This window comes from Rhizobium redzepovicii (genome assembly GCF_019793435.1).
In the GTDB taxonomy this organism is placed as follows: domain Bacteria; phylum Pseudomonadota; class Alphaproteobacteria; order Rhizobiales; family Rhizobiaceae; genus Rhizobium; species Rhizobium redzepovicii.
In genome coordinates, this window is the sequence record NZ_JAILYH010000035.1 from 16,668 (window position 1) to 32,074 (window position 15,407).

Consider the following 15,407-nt stretch of genomic DNA (forward strand, 5'->3'; position numbering starts at 1 on the left):
TGGAACTTTCGGGCGCCTGGTCAGTGCAGGTCGAACTTCTTCATCTTCCGATGCAAGGTGGCGCGGCTAATGCCGAGGGCGACAGCCGCCTGCGAGACGTTGCCGCTGGTGCGTGACAGCGCCCGCAACAGGGCCGCCTTTTCCGCTTCGACGATCTCCTCCTGCTGCGAGACGCCGGCCTCATGCAGGGCATCGGCCGCCGGAATGCCGGCGGCGATCCGCTTGTCGTCCAGCTGCAGCGCGATGCGAGCAGCGCGCGTTGCTCCCAGCACCAGGTCATGCCGGTCGACGGCAAGCAGGGCGGCGGCGGAATTGACGCCGGCGGGAACCATCAGGAAACGGGCGCTGGGAAAAGCCGAGCGGAAGAGGTTGAGCTCGATGCGCATCGCCGCATCGCGCACGGTCTGCGTCAGGATGGTCAGCGTCATCTCGTTGACGTCTTCGCGGCAGGTAGAAATATCGAGGGCTGCGGCCACCCGGCCACGGTGATCGCGGATCGGTGCTGTGGTGCAGCTGAGGCTGGTATTGGCGCAGAAGAAATGCTGGTCGCGGAAGATGGCGACGGCACGCTCGTCGGCAAGCGCGGTGCCGATGCCGTTGGTTCCGATGCTCGCCTCGGTCCAGACCGAGCCGGTCCACAGGCCGAGTTCTTGGAACTCCTTGTCGTCGCCGGCAGCACCCCGACGCTCCAATGCAATGCCGTTCCTGTCGGTCAGAAGCAGGCAGCAGCCGGCCCTGCCGACGGTGGTGAAGAGACGATCGAGCTCTTCGGTCGCGCTGGCGATCAGCTGACCGGACTGTTCTCGGGCACGCCGGAATTCCTCATCGGTAACGCGCAGTGGCGCCCGTTCGTCTTCCGGAGCGAGCTGATGCATGGTCATGCATCGCCGCCAAGAGGCGACAACGGGAGAACTGGCTGCGGCGGAATCGCGCTGGGCAGAGGTGTAGACATGCTCGGCGTGTGCTGAGTGTTCGTGCATCGGCTCCTCCCACGGAACTTGAGCATAGTCTGAGGGAAAAGCGGTCGGTTTGCAATCGGCCGGTCCTAGACGGCCGGCGGCGTGCGGGTTTTTCAGACGAAGGCGGCAGAAATCACATTTCAGTGTTCGAACGCAGAGAGTGTAACAAAAGACCGCTCTCGCCCGTAGTTCTGTGCAGAAACAGCTTTTGCAGGGCGAGGAGATCCCGACCATGTTAAACAGACGATTGTTGCTGATGGGTGCCGCTTTCGGCGGGCTTGCGGTTCGTTTGGGGGCCGGCAAGGCGATCGCTGGCGAGACCTTTGCGGTGACGCACACAGAGGATGAATGGCGCAAGCTGCTGACGCCGGATCAATTTGTCATCCTGCGTCAGGCGGGGACGGAAAATCCCTTCACCAGCGCCCTGCTGCATGAGGAGCGGAAGGGCACCTTCGCCTGTGCCGGCTGCGACCAAAAGCTCTTTTCCTCGGCGACCAAATTCGACAGCGGAACCGGATGGCCGAGCTTTTGGGCACCGCTCGACCATGCTGTCGGAACCACAAACGACACCACTTTCGGGATGGCGCGCACGGCCGTCCATTGTAGTCGCTGTGGCGGCCATCTGGGCCACGTCTTCGATGATGGTCCGAAGCCAACCGGACTTCGCTACTGCATGAATGGCCTTGTCATGACGTTTCATCCAGCCTCGGCCTGATTCAGGGAAGGTCTTGTTTTCCGCTGAGTACCTGCGAGCGCCGGGGCCTATCTGTGCAGCCAGGCCTCGATGCCGCGCGCAGCGGCCCGGCCGGTCGCCAGGCAGGCAGTGAGGAGATAGCCGCCGGTCGGCGCCTCCCAGTCGAGCATTTCGCCGGCGACGAAGGTGCCTGGCAGCGCCTTCAACATGAAGCCGCCGTCGATGCCGCTCCAGCGGATGCCGCCGGCCGAGGAGATCGCCTCGGCGATCGGCCTCGTCTCGAGAACCGGGACTGGTAGGGCCTTGATCAGGCCGGCGAGACGTCCGGGATCGGTTCGATCGCGCTCGGGAGCGAGTTCCCGCAGCAATGCCGCCTTGACGCCGTCGAGGCCGGCACCTTTGCGCAGGCGGTTCGAGAAGCTCGATTTGGCGTCCTGCCGCGTGAGGTCGCGGTGCAGCCTTTCGACTGTCCGGCCGGGGGCGAGGTCGAGCGTCAGGGCGGCGCTGCCGCGGTTAAGCAGCCGGTCGCGGAGGCTCGCCGCATGAGCGTAGACCAGACTGCCCTCGATACCGCCTGCGGTGATGACGAATTCGCCAGGAAAGGTTCCGGCTTCGGAGGTGGCGACGACCGACTTCACCGGCTCGCCGGCGAAACGCTCGCGGAAGTTTTGGCTCCAGCCGACGACGAAACCGCAATTGGCGGGCTCGAAGGCGTCGATCTCGACACCCTTTTCCGATAACCACGGCAGCCAGCGCGCATCGGAGCCAAGGCGGGGCCAGCTTGCGCCGCCGAGTGCCAGCAGGGCGGCGTCGCACTGGACGATACTGCGTCCTTCCGGCGTTTCGAAAACATAGCCCTCATCGGCAAAACCGATCCAGCGATGGCGGGTGCGGAGCGTTGTGCCCTGCGCCTCCAATCGTCTGAGCCAGGCGCGCAGCAAGGGAGAGGCTTTCATTACCTTCGGGAACACTCGACCGGACGAACCAATGAAGGTCTCCGTCCCGAGCCCTGCCGCCCAATCCCTGATATCGCCAGGGGTAAAGGCATCCAGAGCCGGCCGCAGCCGGGAAGAAGCGGCGCCGAAGCGCGTGGCGAAACGGGCATAATCCTCGGAATGGGTAATGTTCAGTCCCGACTTGCCGGCCAGCAGAAACTTGCGGGCGAAGGTTGGCATGGCGTCGTAGACCGTCACCGCATGGCCGGAGAGCGACAGCAGTTCGGCGGCCGCCAGTCCCGCCGGGCCGCCGCCGATGATGGCCATTCGCTTCTGGTCCATGGATGTCTTTGCCCGATTCTTTCTGGTGCCGTTTTGGCGCGGCTGCGCCTTGCCCGCAAGGGCGGGTTCAGTGATGCGAATGCGTGCACTGGCCGTGGTCGGCGAGAACCTCGATGACGCGGCATTGATCGACGCGGCCGTGGCCGCAGCCTTCCACCATGGTTTCCAGCTCGGCCTTCAGCGCCATCAGGCTGCGGATGCGCTGCTCGACCTCGACGAGACGAGCCTTGGCGATAGCATCGGCCGAGGCGCAGGATTGGTGCGGATCATCCTGCAGGGTCAGCAGCGTGCGGATCGCCTCGATCTCGAAGCCGAGTTCGCGGGCATGGCGGATGAAGGCGAGGCGACTGATATCGGCAGGTTCGAAGGAGCGCTGGTTGCCTTCGCTGCGGCTCGGCGCCGCGAGCAGGCCGATGCTCTCGTAATAACGCACCGTCGGCACCTTGACGCCGCTCTGGCGGGCGGCTTCACCGATCGTGATCTTTTTCATGATTTTCCTCTTGCACCTCTAGTCACTAGAGGATGTAGGAGGGATGCTTCTGTTTGACAAGGAAGCGGATCATGGCAGAGAGCGAGACACGATATCGGGTTGGCGGCATGGATTGCGCCTCCTGCGCAACCAAGATCGATACGGCGGTCAGACGCGTGGCGGGTGTCGCCGATGTATCCGTCTCGGTGATGGCGGGCACGATGACTGTCCGGCACGATGGCAGCAGCGATCTCAAGGCGATCGAGAAGAAGGTAACCGGGCTTGGCTATTCCGTCGCGCCGCTTTCCGGAAACGCTGCGCCAGCACATGAACGCGGTCCGCAGCATCGTCACGACCATGGACATGATCACCGCGATCAGGCGGACCATGACCACGAACATGCGGTGCATGATCATGAAGGCCACGATCATGCAGGCCATAGCCATGACCATGCAAGTCATGACCACGACGATCATGGCGAGAAGGAAATCGAGGGGCTGCACGGGCACGACCATGCGCCAATGGCCGGTCCCTGGTGGCAGAGTGAGAAGGGTCGGCTGACCATCCTTTCCGGTGCGGCACTCGTTGTCGCCTACACCGTCGGCCATCTCGTGCCGGCGATTGCATCCTATGCCTTCATCGTTGCCATGCTGATCGGTCTGGTGCCGATCGCGCGGCGTGCCGTCATGGCCGCTTTCTCAGGCACACCGTTTTCGATCGAGATGCTGATGACGATCGCCGCCGTCGGCGCCGTCATCATCAATGCCGGCGAAGAGGCGGCAACCGTTGTGTTCCTGTTCCTCGTTGGCGAGCTGTTGGAAGGGGTGGCAGCGGGCAAGGCGCGCGAAAGCATCCAGTCGCTGACGTCGCTGGTGCCGAAGACCGCGCTACTCGAAGACAATGGGCAGACACGGGAGGTGCCAGCGGAAAGCCTTTCGGTCGGCGCCGTCATCGTGGTTCGCCCTGGCGACCGGATCTCGGCGGACGGCGTCGTTGTCTCCGGTGAGAGCGCGATCGACGAGGCGCCGGTGACGGGCGAGAGCACGCCGGTGCGCAAGGGCGTCGATGCCATCGTTTTTGCCGGCACGGTCAATGGCGATGCCGTGCTCAGGGTTCGCGTCACGGCGGCGGCTGCCGACAATACCATCGCCCGCGTCGTCAAGCTGGTCGAAGAGGCGCAGGAATCGAAGGCGCCGACCGAACGTTTCATCGATCGGTTCTCGCGTTACTACACGCCCGGCGTTGTGGTTGTCGCGGGGCTGGTGGCGGTCGTTCCGCCGCTTTTGTTCGACGGTTCGTGGAGCGAATGGGTCTATAAGGGCCTTGCCATTCTGCTGATCGGCTGCCCCTGCGCGCTTGTCATCTCGACGCCGGCGGCGATTGCTGCCTCGCTTTCATCCGGTGCGCGGCGCGGGCTGCTGATGAAGGGCGGCGCAGTGCTGGAAACGCTCGGCAAGGTGACGATGGTCGCCTTCGACAAGACAGGCACGCTGACGGAAGGCAAGCCTCAGGTGACCGATATCGTTTCCTTCGGATTGAGCGAGACGCAGGTCTTGTCGCGAGCGGCGGTGCTGGAGCAGGGCTCCAGCCATCCACTGGCGCTGGCGATCCTCAACCGCGCCAAGGCGGACGGCGTTCCCGTGCCGCCGGCCTCCGAGCTGGAAGCGCTGCCGGGCAAGGGTGTCAGCGGCAACGTCGGCGGTGAGACGCTCGATCTGCTGTCCCCATCCGCTGCTCGCGAGCGCGGGGCGCTCGATGGGGAAAAGGATGCACGCATCAGGGCGCTGAACGACGAGGGCAAGAGCGTGTCGGTGCTGCTCGTCAACGGTGTTGCGGCCGGCCTGATCGCCATGCGTGACGAGCCGCGTGAGGACGCCGAGGCCGGGCTCGCTGCGCTCAAATCAGCCGGCGTCAAGGCGATGATGTTGACGGGCGACAACAAGCGGACGGCAGCAGCCGTTGCCGGCATGCTCGGCATCGACTGGCGGGGCGAAATGATGCCGGAGGACAAGCAGCGGGTCGTCGGCGAATTGAAGCGCCAGGGCTTCATCGTCGCCAAGGTCGGCGACGGCATCAACGATGCTCCGGCGCTGGCCGCCGCCGATATCGGCATCGCCATGGGCGGCGGCACCGATGTGGCGCTGGAGACGGCCGATGCCGCCGTGCTGCACGGGCGCGTCGGCGACGTGGCGCGGATGATCGAACTGTCCAAACGGACGATGCGCAACATCCTGCAGAATATCAGCATCGCGCTCGGGCTGAAGGCGGTGTTCCTGGTGACGACGATTGCCGGCATCACCGGGCTCTGGCCGGCGATTCTCGCCGATACCGGTGCGACCGTGCTGGTGACGATCAACGCGCTGAGGCTGTTGCGGGTCGAGGGATAAACTCTCTTCGCAGCGACGATGCGGGCTGATCCGGAATCGACAATCGTAGAGCCGGCTATAGGCCGGCTCTCTTCGTTTCGGCCTTCTCGACAGCCTCTTTTCGTTAAGCCTTCGTTAGCCATGTTTTTCACAGGAACGTAGCGATTTCAAACCTGTCGTAACGCAATGCACAAACCATCCGTTGACGTGATTTCGGATTCGCGTACTATATCTAGTGTTCAAGGTTCCTTCGATTCGTGTCGGATCGCGGGCTAAGACGGGAATACGGTGCGTTTCGCCATGACGGCGCAGCAAGGCCGGAGCTGCCCCCGCAACTGTAAGCGGCGAGCAACTGTCCGATTTCAGGTCACTGAGGCATGATGCCTCGGGAAGGCTGGGGCAGGGTGCTTCGACCCGCAAGCCAGGAGACCTGCCTTGAACTAGATGTCCACGGGCGGGGTGTCCGGAAGGTCGCGTGAATGACAGCGGAATGATTCGCGCCTGTTACGCTGCCCCGAACGTCCGCATGAGCACTTCGGGGTTGAAGTCATGTCCAGAATATCAAGGCCGCCGCCCGCGCAAATCCCGAGAGGGATCGTATCAGGCGTTTAAACGCCGACTTTGCCAGATCACCAAATGTTGCCCCGGACGCTGCAAGGCGCCCGATCCCAGTCTTGCGTCCTGAATTCTTTGACATCACGAGGAACATGATGAGCGTTACCGTCTACAGCAAACCCGCCTGCGTCCAGTGCACCGCCACCTATCGCGCCCTCGACCGGCTGGGCGTCGATTACGACATCGTCGATATCTCGCAGGATACCGAAGCGCTCGATCGTGTCCGCAGCCTCGGCTACATGCAGGCGCCGGTCGTGATCGCCGGCGAGCGGCATTGGGCGGGTTTCCGCCCCGATATGATCAGCGCGCTCTCCTGACCCGAGGAAAAAGGCGATGGGGCTGATCGTTTATTATTCCAGCCGCTCCGAGAATACCCATCGCTTCGTCGCCAGGCTCGGACTGCGCGCGGCGCGCATTCCGGCTGGCGGCGCAGAGGCGTTCCCTATCCGCGAACCCTTCGTTCTCATTGTGCCGACCTACAGCGGCGACGGTGGCAAGGGTGCCGTTCCCAAGCAGGTGATCCGTTTCTTGAACGATGCGGAAAACCGAGGACATATCCGCGGCGTGATTGCCGCGGGCAACAGCAATTTCGGCGAGACATACGGGCTCGCCGGCGACGTGATCTCGCAAAAATGCCAGGTGCCTTACCTCTACAGGTTCGAGCTCATGGGCACGGCCGAGGATGTCGCCAACGTCAAACACGGAATGGAACAATTTTGGACACGGGAACAACTCTGACGCGGGATGCGGGCGCAAAACCGCATAACACTTTTGCTCATCCCGCCGGCGAACGCCCTTTGAAAGCGGCGGAGACGCTCGACTATCACGCGCTGAACGCGATGCTGAACCTCTATGACGACGAGGGGAAGATCCAGCTCGACAAGGACCGCATGGCGGCGAAGCAGTATTTTCTGCAGCATGTGAACCAGAACACCGTGTTCTTTCACAATCTGAGGGAAAAGCTCGATTACCTCGTCACCGAGGGTTATTACGAGCAGGAGGTTCTCGACCAGTATTCCTTCAATTTCGTCCGCGACCTGTTCGATCAGGCCTATGCGAGGAAATTCCGTTTTCCGACCTTCCTCGGCGCCTTCAAATATTACACCAGCTATACGCTGAAGACCTTCGACGGAAAGCGCTATCTCGAGCGCTACGAGGACCGCATCTGCATGGTGGCGCTGACCTTGGCGCGGGGTGACGAGGCCCTTGCCCGCGACATGGTCGACGAGATCATTTCCGGCCGTTTCCAGCCGGCAACGCCGACCTTCCTCAATGCCGGCAAGAAGCAGCGTGGCGAACTTGTCTCCTGCTTCCTGCTGCGCGTCGAGGACAATATGGAATCGATCGGCCGCTCGATCAATTCGGCGCTGCAGCTGTCGAAGCGCGGCGGCGGCGTGGCTCTGTCGCTGACGAATATCCGTGAGGCCGGCGCGCCGATCAAGCAGATCGAAAACCAGTCCTCCGGCATCATCCCGGTCATGAAGCTGCTCGAAGACTCGTTCTCCTATGCCAATCAGCTGGGTGCGCGCCAGGGCGCGGGCGCCGTCTATCTCAACGCCCATCACCCCGACATTATGCGCTTCCTCGACACAAAGCGCGAAAATGCCGACGAGAAGATCCGCATCAAGACGCTGTCGCTCGGCGTCGTCGTGCCCGACATCACCTTCGAACTCGCCAAGAACAACGAGGATATGCATCTGTTCTCGCCTTACGACGTGGAGCGCGTTTACGGCGTGCCCTTCACCGAGATTTCGGTGACGGAAAAGTACCGGGAGATGGTGGCGGACGCTCGCATCTCGAAGAAGAAGATCAAGGCGCGTGAATTCTTCCAGGTGATCGCCGAGATCCAGTTCGAGAGCGGTTATCCCTACATCATGTTCGAGGATACGGTGAACCGGGCCAACCCGATCGCCGGGCGCATTTCGATGAGCAATCTCTGCTCCGAGATCCTGCAGGTCAGCAAGGCAAGCGAATACAACGACGACCTCTCTTACAAGCACCTCGGCAAGGATATTTCCTGCAATCTCGGCTCGCTGAATATCGCCGCGGCCATGGATTCCACCGATTTCGGCAAGACGATCGAGACCTCGATCCGGGCGCTGACGGCGGTCTCCGACATGAGCCACATCGCCTCGGTTCCCTCGATCGAAAAGGGCAACGACGAGAGCCATGCGATCGGCCTCGGCCAGATGAACCTGCACGGCTATCTTGCCCGCGAACGCATCTTCTACGGCTCGGAGGAAGGCGTCGATTTCACCAATATCTATTTCTATACGGTGACCTATCACGCGATCCGCGCCTCGAACCTGTTGGCGGTCGAACGGGGCCAGAGCTTCAAGGGCTTCGAAAATTCGAAATATGCCTCCGGTGACTATTTCGACAAATATACCGAGCAGGAATGGAAGCCGGCGACCGGGAAGGTGCAGGCGCTGTTCGACAAATCCGGAATCCATATTCCGACGCAGGAGGATTGGGTGGCGTTGAAGGCGGCGGTCATGACTTCCGGCCTCTATAATCAGAACCTGCAGGCAGTGCCGCCGACGGGCTCGATCTCCTACATCAACCACTCGACCTCCTCGATCCATCCGATCGTCTCGAAGATCGAGATACGCAAGGAAGGCAAGATCGGCCGCGTCTACTATCCGGCGCCGTTCATGACCAACGACAATCTCGATTACTATCAGGACGCCTATGAGATCGGCGCGGAGAAGATCATCGATACCTATGCGGCGGCGACCCAGCATGTCGACCAGGGCCTGTCGCTGACCCTGTTCTTCCGCGACACGGCAACGACGCGCGATATCAACAAGGCGCAGATTTACGCCTGGAAGAAGGGCATCAAGACCATCTACTACATCCGCCTTCGCCAGATGGCGCTGTCCGGCACCGAGGTGCAGGGCTGCGTATCTTGTACGCTTTGATTTTGGGCTGCTGGCCGAGAGTTTCGAGCTTGTAGCCCCCTCCTCTCCCCAGCGGGGAGAGGGCAGGGTGAGGGGGCTCCGCACTCCGTTAGAATTTGTCGAAGAAAGACCACCCAATGAACATATCCATCAAGCCAATCTCCCGCATGCGCGCCATCAACTGGAACCGCATCGAGGACGATAAGGATCTCGAGGTCTGGAACCGGCTGACCGGCAATTTCTGGCTGCCGGAGAAGGTGCCGCTGTCCAACGACATTCCCTCTTGGGCGACGCTGACGGCGGCCGAGCAGCAGTTGACCATCCGCGTCTTCACCGGGCTGACGCTGCTCGACACGATCCAGAACGGCGTCGGCTCCATCAGGCTGATGGCGGATGTGGTAACGCCGCATGAGGAGGCGGTGCTTTCCAACATCTCCTTCATGGAGGCGGTGCATGCGCGTTCCTATTCCTCGATCTTCTCGACGCTGTGCTCGACGCCCGATGTCGACGATGCCTATCGCTGGTCGGAGGAGAACGAGTTCCTGCAACGCAAATCGGCGCTGATCATGGAGCAGTATGGTTCCGGCGATCCCTTGAAGAAGAAGGTCGCCAGCGTCTTCCTCGAAAGCTTCCTGTTTTATTCCGGCTTCTACCTGCCGATGTACTGGTCGAGCCGCGCCAAGCTTACCAACACGGCAGACATGATCCGGCTGATCATCCGCGACGAGGCGGTGCACGGCTATTATGTCGGCTACAAATTCCAGCGCGGACTGGAGCGGCTTTCCGAGGAGAGACGGCAGGAGATCAAGGATTTCGCCTTCGACCTGCTGCTCGAGCTCTACGACAACGAAGCCAGATATACCGAGGCGCTCTATGACGGCGTCGGGCTGAGCGAGGACGTCAAGAAATTCCTGCATTACAATGCCAACAAGGCGCTGATGAACCTCGGCTACGAGGTGCTTTTCCCGGCCGAGGCCTGCAAGGTCAATCCGGCGATCCTGTCGGCGCTTTCGCCGAATGCCGACGAGAACCATGACTTCTTCTCCGGCTCCGGTTCCTCCTATGTGATCGGCAAGGCTGTTGCGACCGACGACGAGGACTGGGATTTCTGAGGCTTTATCGCAGTCGGCCCTTATCATTTGCTTCCCCATCGCCCACATTCAGCGGAAATGAAGTCGATCCTCGCCGAAGATGTGGCGCAGCGGAGTTTTTAATGTCGTCTTTTCCAAACAAGGCCGGAACTGCCGCCGAAGCGGACGATGGCGTCTGGCCGATCCGCAGGAGACGGATTCTCGACTGGCTGGTGAACGAGACGCGCGGTGAGCGCTTCATCGACAATATCCTGGTGGAAATGTGCGGGAAGCTGGTGGCGGCAGGCGTGCCGGTGGCCCGCGCAACCCTGCATTTCCGGACGAACCATCCGCAATGGATCGGGGCGCGCATCCTCTGGAAAGAGGGGCTCACCGATGCGAAAATCAACACCTTTGCCTATGGCGTCGAGAACACGCCGGAGTTCCTGACCAGTCCCGTCAACGCGATCCATCAGGGTGCGGAGGAGGTGCGCAGGCAGCTGGAAGGTACAGCCGCAGGCGGCTTGGATTCATTCTATCAGGAACTGCATGACGACGGCCTGACCGAGTATATCGCCTGGCCGCTCGAGCATACCTTCGGCAAACGGCATGTGGCGACATTTTCCACCAGCCGGCCGGGCGGCTTCGAGCGCGCACACGTCGATTTCCTGCGCGATCTTCTGCCGGCCCTGACCCTTGTCAGCGAAATCAGGCTGAAGAACATCATGGCGCGTACACTGCTGCAGACCTATGTCGGGCCGCATGCAAGTGAGCAGATCCTGTCGGGCGTGACGACGCGTGGCAGCGGCGCCACCGTCGGCGCGGCGATCATGATCTGCGACCTGCGCGACTTTACGGCAATCTCCGATCTCTGGCCGCGCGACGATGTCATCCATCTGCTCAACGATTATTTCGATGCGATATCGGATCCGATCGAACGGTATGGTGGCGAGATCCTCAAGTTCATGGGCGACGGGTTGCTGGCGATTTTCCCGCTGAGCAAGGAAACGGCCTGCGCCGATCTGCTGCAGGCGATCCGCGAAGGGCAGGCGTCGATGGCCGAACTGAACGAGGAGCATGTGCGCATGGGGCGCGATCCGCTGCGCTACGGCGTCGGCGTGCATGTCGGCGACGTCATGTACGGCAATATCGGCTCACGCCGCCGGCTCGATTTCACCGTCATCGGCCCGGCGGTCAATGTCGCCTCGCGGCTGGAAAGCCTCACCAAGGAGGTCAAGCGCCCAGTGCTCTTGTCGCGGGCCTTCGTCGAAATGGCGGACTGCGCCAAAGACATGGACAGTCTCGGCACCTACCCGCTGCGCGGGCTCGGAGAGCCTGTTGATGTCTTTGCTTTCCCGGAGCGATAGGAAGCAGGCAGAGTCAGACGCCGCGTTTGTTGCCCCACAGCAGCACGTGCAGCTGCGGCAGCACGCGTGGCGTAAACCATCGATCGGCGGTCACCTTTTCGACCAGCCAGTGCATCCGGTCCATCACGCCGTCGATATCGATGCGGGCATCGTCGTCATCGGGCGGCGGCGGCGTATGATTGCCCGGCTGAAGGAACAGGGGAATATAGGGATAGCGCTCGCCCGCCTCCAGGGCGAAGGCGTAGTCTTCATCGTCGAAGACGACGATTTTCAAGACGACTTCCGGCCCGCCGGCGGCGAGACGAAGACAGTCGTCGACCTGATCCCAATCCGTCAGCATTCCGCTTGACGGCGGCTTGGGGCTCAAGACCAGCATGTCGAGATCGCGGAACCAGTCCCGGGCGACACTCCCCTGCGTTTCCAGGGCGAAACGATATCCTTGCGAATGCCCGAATTCGATCAATGGCCCGAGCGGCTGGATCGCGGGATTGCCTCCGGAAAGGGAAACCGTCAGAGGCCTGCCTCCGGAGAGCTTTGTCACTTCCTGCCAGATCGCCTCGACGGACATCGAAAGCCATTGATCCCGAAAGGCGCTATCGACCGCATGAAGGCTGTCGCACCAGGAACAGCGATAGTCACAGCCGCCGGTCCTGACGAACACCGTCGGCAGACCGATCAACGCGCCTTCGCCCTGTATGGTCGGGCCGAAGATCTCGCTGACGCGAATGGTCTCCCCGCTCACGGCCTATACTCCGCCCAGGTCTTCGGCGTCTCGCTGACGCGGACGGAGGATGTCTCCGGGAAGCGCTCTTTGCACCAGTCGTAGAAATGCTTTGCCAGGAACTCGGAGGTGACTTTCGAATGGCCGAAGACCTCGTTCAGGTGGCGATGATCGAGGGACTCGTCGATATGGCGCTTGAGCGGCGAAAGGTCGTGATAGTCGCGAACAAAGCCGTCATCGTTCAGGCTTTCGGCGGAGAGCTCAACGACCACGATGTAGTTGTGGCCGTGCAGCCTGGCGCATTGATGGTCGGCCGGCAGATGATCCAGCTGGTGCGAAGCGGAGAGATGGAACTCCTTGGTGATGCGGTACATCAACGCACCTCCGCAGCAGAATATTGCGACACCGCCGCTTTCCAGAAATCCTGGTCTTCATATTCCGTGGGATCGGCAATACCGGCGAGATGGAAAGCCTCGCGGCGTTCGACGCAGGTGCCGCAGCGCCCGCAATGAAGCCTGCCGCCCTTGTAGCAGGACCATGTTTCCGCAAACGGAGTCGCATGTTTCTCGCCGTCGGTAACGATCGCCGCTTTCGAAACATCGACATAGGGCGCAAGCAGTCTGACGCTGGCATAACCGTCCAGTGCCTCGTTCTGCATGCGCTGGAAGGCGTCGATGAAGCCCGGCCGGCAGTCGGGGTAGATGAAGTGGTCGCCGCCATGCACGGCGACGGCGACGGCATCTGCCTTCTGCGCTGCGGCCAGGCCAAATGCGATGGCCAGCATGATGGCGTTGCGGTTCGGCACCACGGTGGCCTTCATGGTCTCCTCGGCATAATGACCATCCGGAACCTCGATGTTATCGGTCAAGGCCGATCCGCTTAGATGGCCGCCGATGGCGGCGATGTCGATGATATGATGGGGGACGGCGAGGCGCGCGGCGCACCGGGCGGCGAAATCGAGTTCCTTGCGATGCCGCTGGCCGTAGTCGAAGGAGACGAGGCCGATAAGCTGTTGTTCCGCTGCGATCTTGTGGGCAAGCGAAACGGAGTCGAGTCCGCCGGAGCAGACGACGATAGTCTTCATAGTTTGGATCCCTTGTTTTGACCGGGTGGGCTGCGACCGGATTACGGCGTGCTTTTAGGGCAAATCACCCGTGTTGGGAATAGCCTTCAGAGGGCTTGATCGACCGGGAAATTGATCTGCGGCGGCAGCAGCAGATGCAGGTCTTCGGCGTCGGCATTGTTGATGCGCTGCAGCAGCATGCGGCCGAGATCCTCGCCCGCCGCCGTCAGGTCCTCGTGGATCGTGTCGACCTTCGGCTGCAATTGGGTGAGAAGGCGCGACGTTTCCTTGGCGACGATGTCGTAATCGACCGCGAGTGTTCGGCCGGCGTCGCTCATGCCGCTGATGACGGCGAGTGCTGAGACTTCGCCGGGACAGATGAAACCATCGGGCGCTTCCAGAGCGGCGGCGCGGCTGGAGATGAAATCGCGCAGCACATCCGCCGGCGTATCGAGATCGACCGTTTCGGGTATCTCATAGGCAATGCCTGCCTCCCGCACAGCCGTCATGAAGCCGTGCAGGATATGCTGGCAGAAGGTCAGCCGTTTCGGCGGCAGGACCACGGCCACCTTTTTGCGGCCCTTTGCGATCAGCCGGCGCGTCGCCTCGTAGGCAAAGGTGAAATTGTCGTAGTCGACATAAGGGTGCGGCGTCGAAAATTCCGTGCGGCCGTGGCAAATGAAGGGAAAGCCGGTTTCGAGCAGCAGGCGGACGCGGGCATCGAGCGGTTCGGTTCGCGTGAAGATCAGCCCGTCGGCGAGGTGGTTGCGGACGATATATTCGGCGGCCTCGACATCGGTCGTCGACAGGAAGTTCGGGGCGACGACGAGATGGTAGGAAGTCTCCTTCAGCGCCTTGGCAATGCCGTACATGATCGAGGTGCTGAAACCGACGACTTCCTCATGCGAATCGAGCAGGATGGCGATCACATTGGTGCGGCCGGTCTTCAGGCGCTGCGCGGCCCGATCAGGGAGATAGCCGATCTCGCGGGCGATGCGGTGCACGCGCTGGCGGGTTTCCAGCGAAATCTGCGGTGCATCGGAGAGCGCCCGCGACACCGTCGTCACGGCAAGGCCGGCGATCGTGGCGATCGTTCGCAAGGTCGGCTTGCCGCGCTTATGCGTGATCTCGAGATTTTCGCCGCTTCGCGGCCAGGACGGTTCGGTCACTCTCGGCTTTCCATGCTGGAATTGGCGATACAATAACACGATGACTCCGACGCGCAATCGAGGAATGAAAACGTTTTAAATTTTAACGATCTGTTAGCCAAATCAAAAATATCTATAAAATTCAATCATATATAGAAATAACCATATTTTTCTCGGGAGTCGAGAAAGGGCTTGACGATCAGCGACTTATAACGTTTTAAATTAGCAACCGCGCAGAGGAGCGCGGCCGTATGTCGACCGTCGCAACGGCGGAAAGCATCGGGCGGCAGGGAGGGCCCGCCGCCGATTTTCAAATGGGAGGAAATTCATGCGCAAGTTTTTGAGCTCGGCGGCTGTTGCCGTCGTGATGATGGCTGGCCTCGGTGCGGCGCAGGCAGCCGACGTGAAGGAAGTGCAGATGCTGCACTGGTGGACGTCGGGCGGCGAGGCGGCGGCCTTGAACGTTCTGAAGCAGGATCTGTCGAAGGAAGGCTTTGCCTGGAAGGACGTTCCGGTTGCCGGCGGCGGCGGTGATGCGGCGATGACGGCGCTGAAGGCGATGGTGGCGGCCGGCACCTATCCGACCGCCTCGCAGATGCTGGGTTATACCGTGCTCGATTATGCCCAGGCGGGCGTCATGGGCGACCTGACCGAGACGGCGAAGAAGGAAGGCTGGGACAAGTCGGTGCCGGCGGCGCTGCAGAAGTTCTCCGTCTATGACGGCAAATGGGTCGCAGCCCCCGTCAACGTCCACTCGG

At 61.5% G+C, this 15,407-nt stretch carries 14 protein-coding genes, 1 pseudogene and 1 riboswitch; of the genes and pseudogenes, 8 read left to right on the forward strand and 7 right to left on the reverse strand.

Translation table 11 applies throughout. The features are described from left to right. Positions 1-20: 20 nt before the first annotated feature. Positions 21-980, reverse strand: a complete 960-nt coding sequence (locus K6N12_RS32565) for a helix-turn-helix domain-containing protein (RefSeq protein ID WP_097630000.1) — start codon at positions 978-980, stop codon at positions 21-23. A gap of 211 nt (positions 981-1,191) precedes the next feature. Between K6N12_RS32565 and msrB the strand changes: the two genes are divergently transcribed. After that, positions 1,192-1,674, forward strand: coding sequence for a peptide-methionine (R)-S-oxide reductase MsrB (gene msrB / locus K6N12_RS32570; RefSeq protein ID WP_097629999.1), 483 nt, complete (start codon positions 1,192-1,194; stop codon positions 1,672-1,674). Between the two features lie 47 nt (positions 1,675-1,721). Here the strand turns inward: msrB and K6N12_RS32575 are convergent, their stop codons facing one another. Beyond that, a complete protein-coding gene (locus K6N12_RS32575) occupies positions 1,722-2,930 on the reverse strand; it encodes a TIGR03862 family flavoprotein (RefSeq protein ID WP_097629998.1) in 1,209 nt (402 codons plus the stop codon). Between the two features lie 67 nt (positions 2,931-2,997). Then, the gene (locus K6N12_RS32580) at positions 2,998-3,420 is read right to left on the reverse strand and encodes a MerR family transcriptional regulator (RefSeq protein WP_012559073.1); all 423 of its coding nucleotides are present in this window, start codon (positions 3,418-3,420) and stop codon (positions 2,998-3,000) included. Positions 3,421-3,491: 71 nt separating this feature from the next. On the opposite strand from K6N12_RS32580, the gene K6N12_RS32585 reads away from it, so the two are divergent. From K6N12_RS32585 to K6N12_RS32610, 6 genes are all read left to right on the forward strand, one after another. After that, entirely contained in the window at positions 3,492-5,786 is a 2,295-nt protein-coding gene (locus K6N12_RS32585) for a heavy metal translocating P-type ATPase (protein WP_097629997.1), read from the forward strand. Between the two features lie 204 nt (positions 5,787-5,990). Continuing rightward, a riboswitch (cobalamin riboswitch) is annotated at positions 5,991-6,217 on the forward strand. 258 nt (positions 6,218-6,475) lie between these two features. Next, on the forward strand, positions 6,476-6,697 hold the full coding sequence (gene nrdH / locus K6N12_RS32590; RefSeq protein WP_097629996.1) for a glutaredoxin-like protein NrdH: 222 nt from the start codon (positions 6,476-6,478) through the stop codon (positions 6,695-6,697). 16 nt (positions 6,698-6,713) lie between these two features. Beyond that, positions 6,714-7,118 (forward strand): class Ib ribonucleoside-diphosphate reductase assembly flavoprotein NrdI, encoded by a 405-nt coding sequence (gene nrdI / locus K6N12_RS32595; RefSeq protein ID WP_097629995.1) that lies wholly within the window; start codon positions 6,714-6,716, stop codon positions 7,116-7,118. Then, a complete protein-coding gene (nrdE, locus tag K6N12_RS32600) occupies positions 7,097-9,301 on the forward strand; it encodes a class 1b ribonucleoside-diphosphate reductase subunit alpha (protein WP_097629994.1) in 2,205 nt (734 codons plus the stop codon). Before nrdI ends, nrdE begins: the two co-directional genes overlap by 22 nt. Positions 9,302-9,417: 116 nt before the next feature. Further along, on the forward strand, positions 9,418-10,392 hold the full coding sequence (gene nrdF / locus K6N12_RS32605; protein ID WP_097629993.1) for a class 1b ribonucleoside-diphosphate reductase subunit beta: 975 nt from the start codon (positions 9,418-9,420) through the stop codon (positions 10,390-10,392). A 101-nt stretch (positions 10,393-10,493) separates the two neighbouring features. Next, on the forward strand, positions 10,494-11,717 hold the full coding sequence (locus tag K6N12_RS32610) for an adenylate/guanylate cyclase domain-containing protein (RefSeq protein ID WP_097629992.1): 1,224 nt from the start codon (positions 10,494-10,496) through the stop codon (positions 11,715-11,717). 13 nt (positions 11,718-11,730) lie between these two features. Here the strand turns inward: K6N12_RS32610 and queE are convergent, their stop codons facing one another. From queE to K6N12_RS32630, 4 genes are all read right to left on the reverse strand, one after another. Continuing rightward, the gene (gene queE / locus K6N12_RS32615; protein ID WP_097629991.1) at positions 11,731-12,459 is read right to left on the reverse strand and encodes a 7-carboxy-7-deazaguanine synthase QueE; all 729 of its coding nucleotides are present in this window, start codon (positions 12,457-12,459) and stop codon (positions 11,731-11,733) included. Beyond that, entirely contained in the window at positions 12,456-12,812 is a 357-nt protein-coding gene (gene queD, locus K6N12_RS32620; protein WP_097629990.1) for a 6-carboxytetrahydropterin synthase QueD, read from the reverse strand. The genes queE and queD overlap by 4 nt, the downstream gene beginning before the upstream one ends. Continuing rightward, positions 12,812-13,522 (reverse strand): 7-cyano-7-deazaguanine synthase QueC, encoded by a 711-nt coding sequence (gene queC, locus K6N12_RS32625; RefSeq protein ID WP_097629989.1) that lies wholly within the window; start codon positions 13,520-13,522, stop codon positions 12,812-12,814. The genes queD and queC overlap by 1 nt, the downstream gene beginning before the upstream one ends. A gap of 86 nt (positions 13,523-13,608) precedes the next feature. After that, positions 13,609-14,670, reverse strand: coding sequence for a LacI family transcriptional regulator (locus tag K6N12_RS32630; protein ID WP_097629988.1), 1,062 nt, complete (start codon positions 14,668-14,670; stop codon positions 13,609-13,611). 307 nt (positions 14,671-14,977) lie between these two features. On the opposite strand from K6N12_RS32630, the pseudogene K6N12_RS32635 reads away from it, so the two are divergent. After that, positions 14,978-15,407 (forward strand): annotated as a pseudogene (locus tag K6N12_RS32635) (sugar ABC transporter substrate-binding protein); the annotation flags it as partial.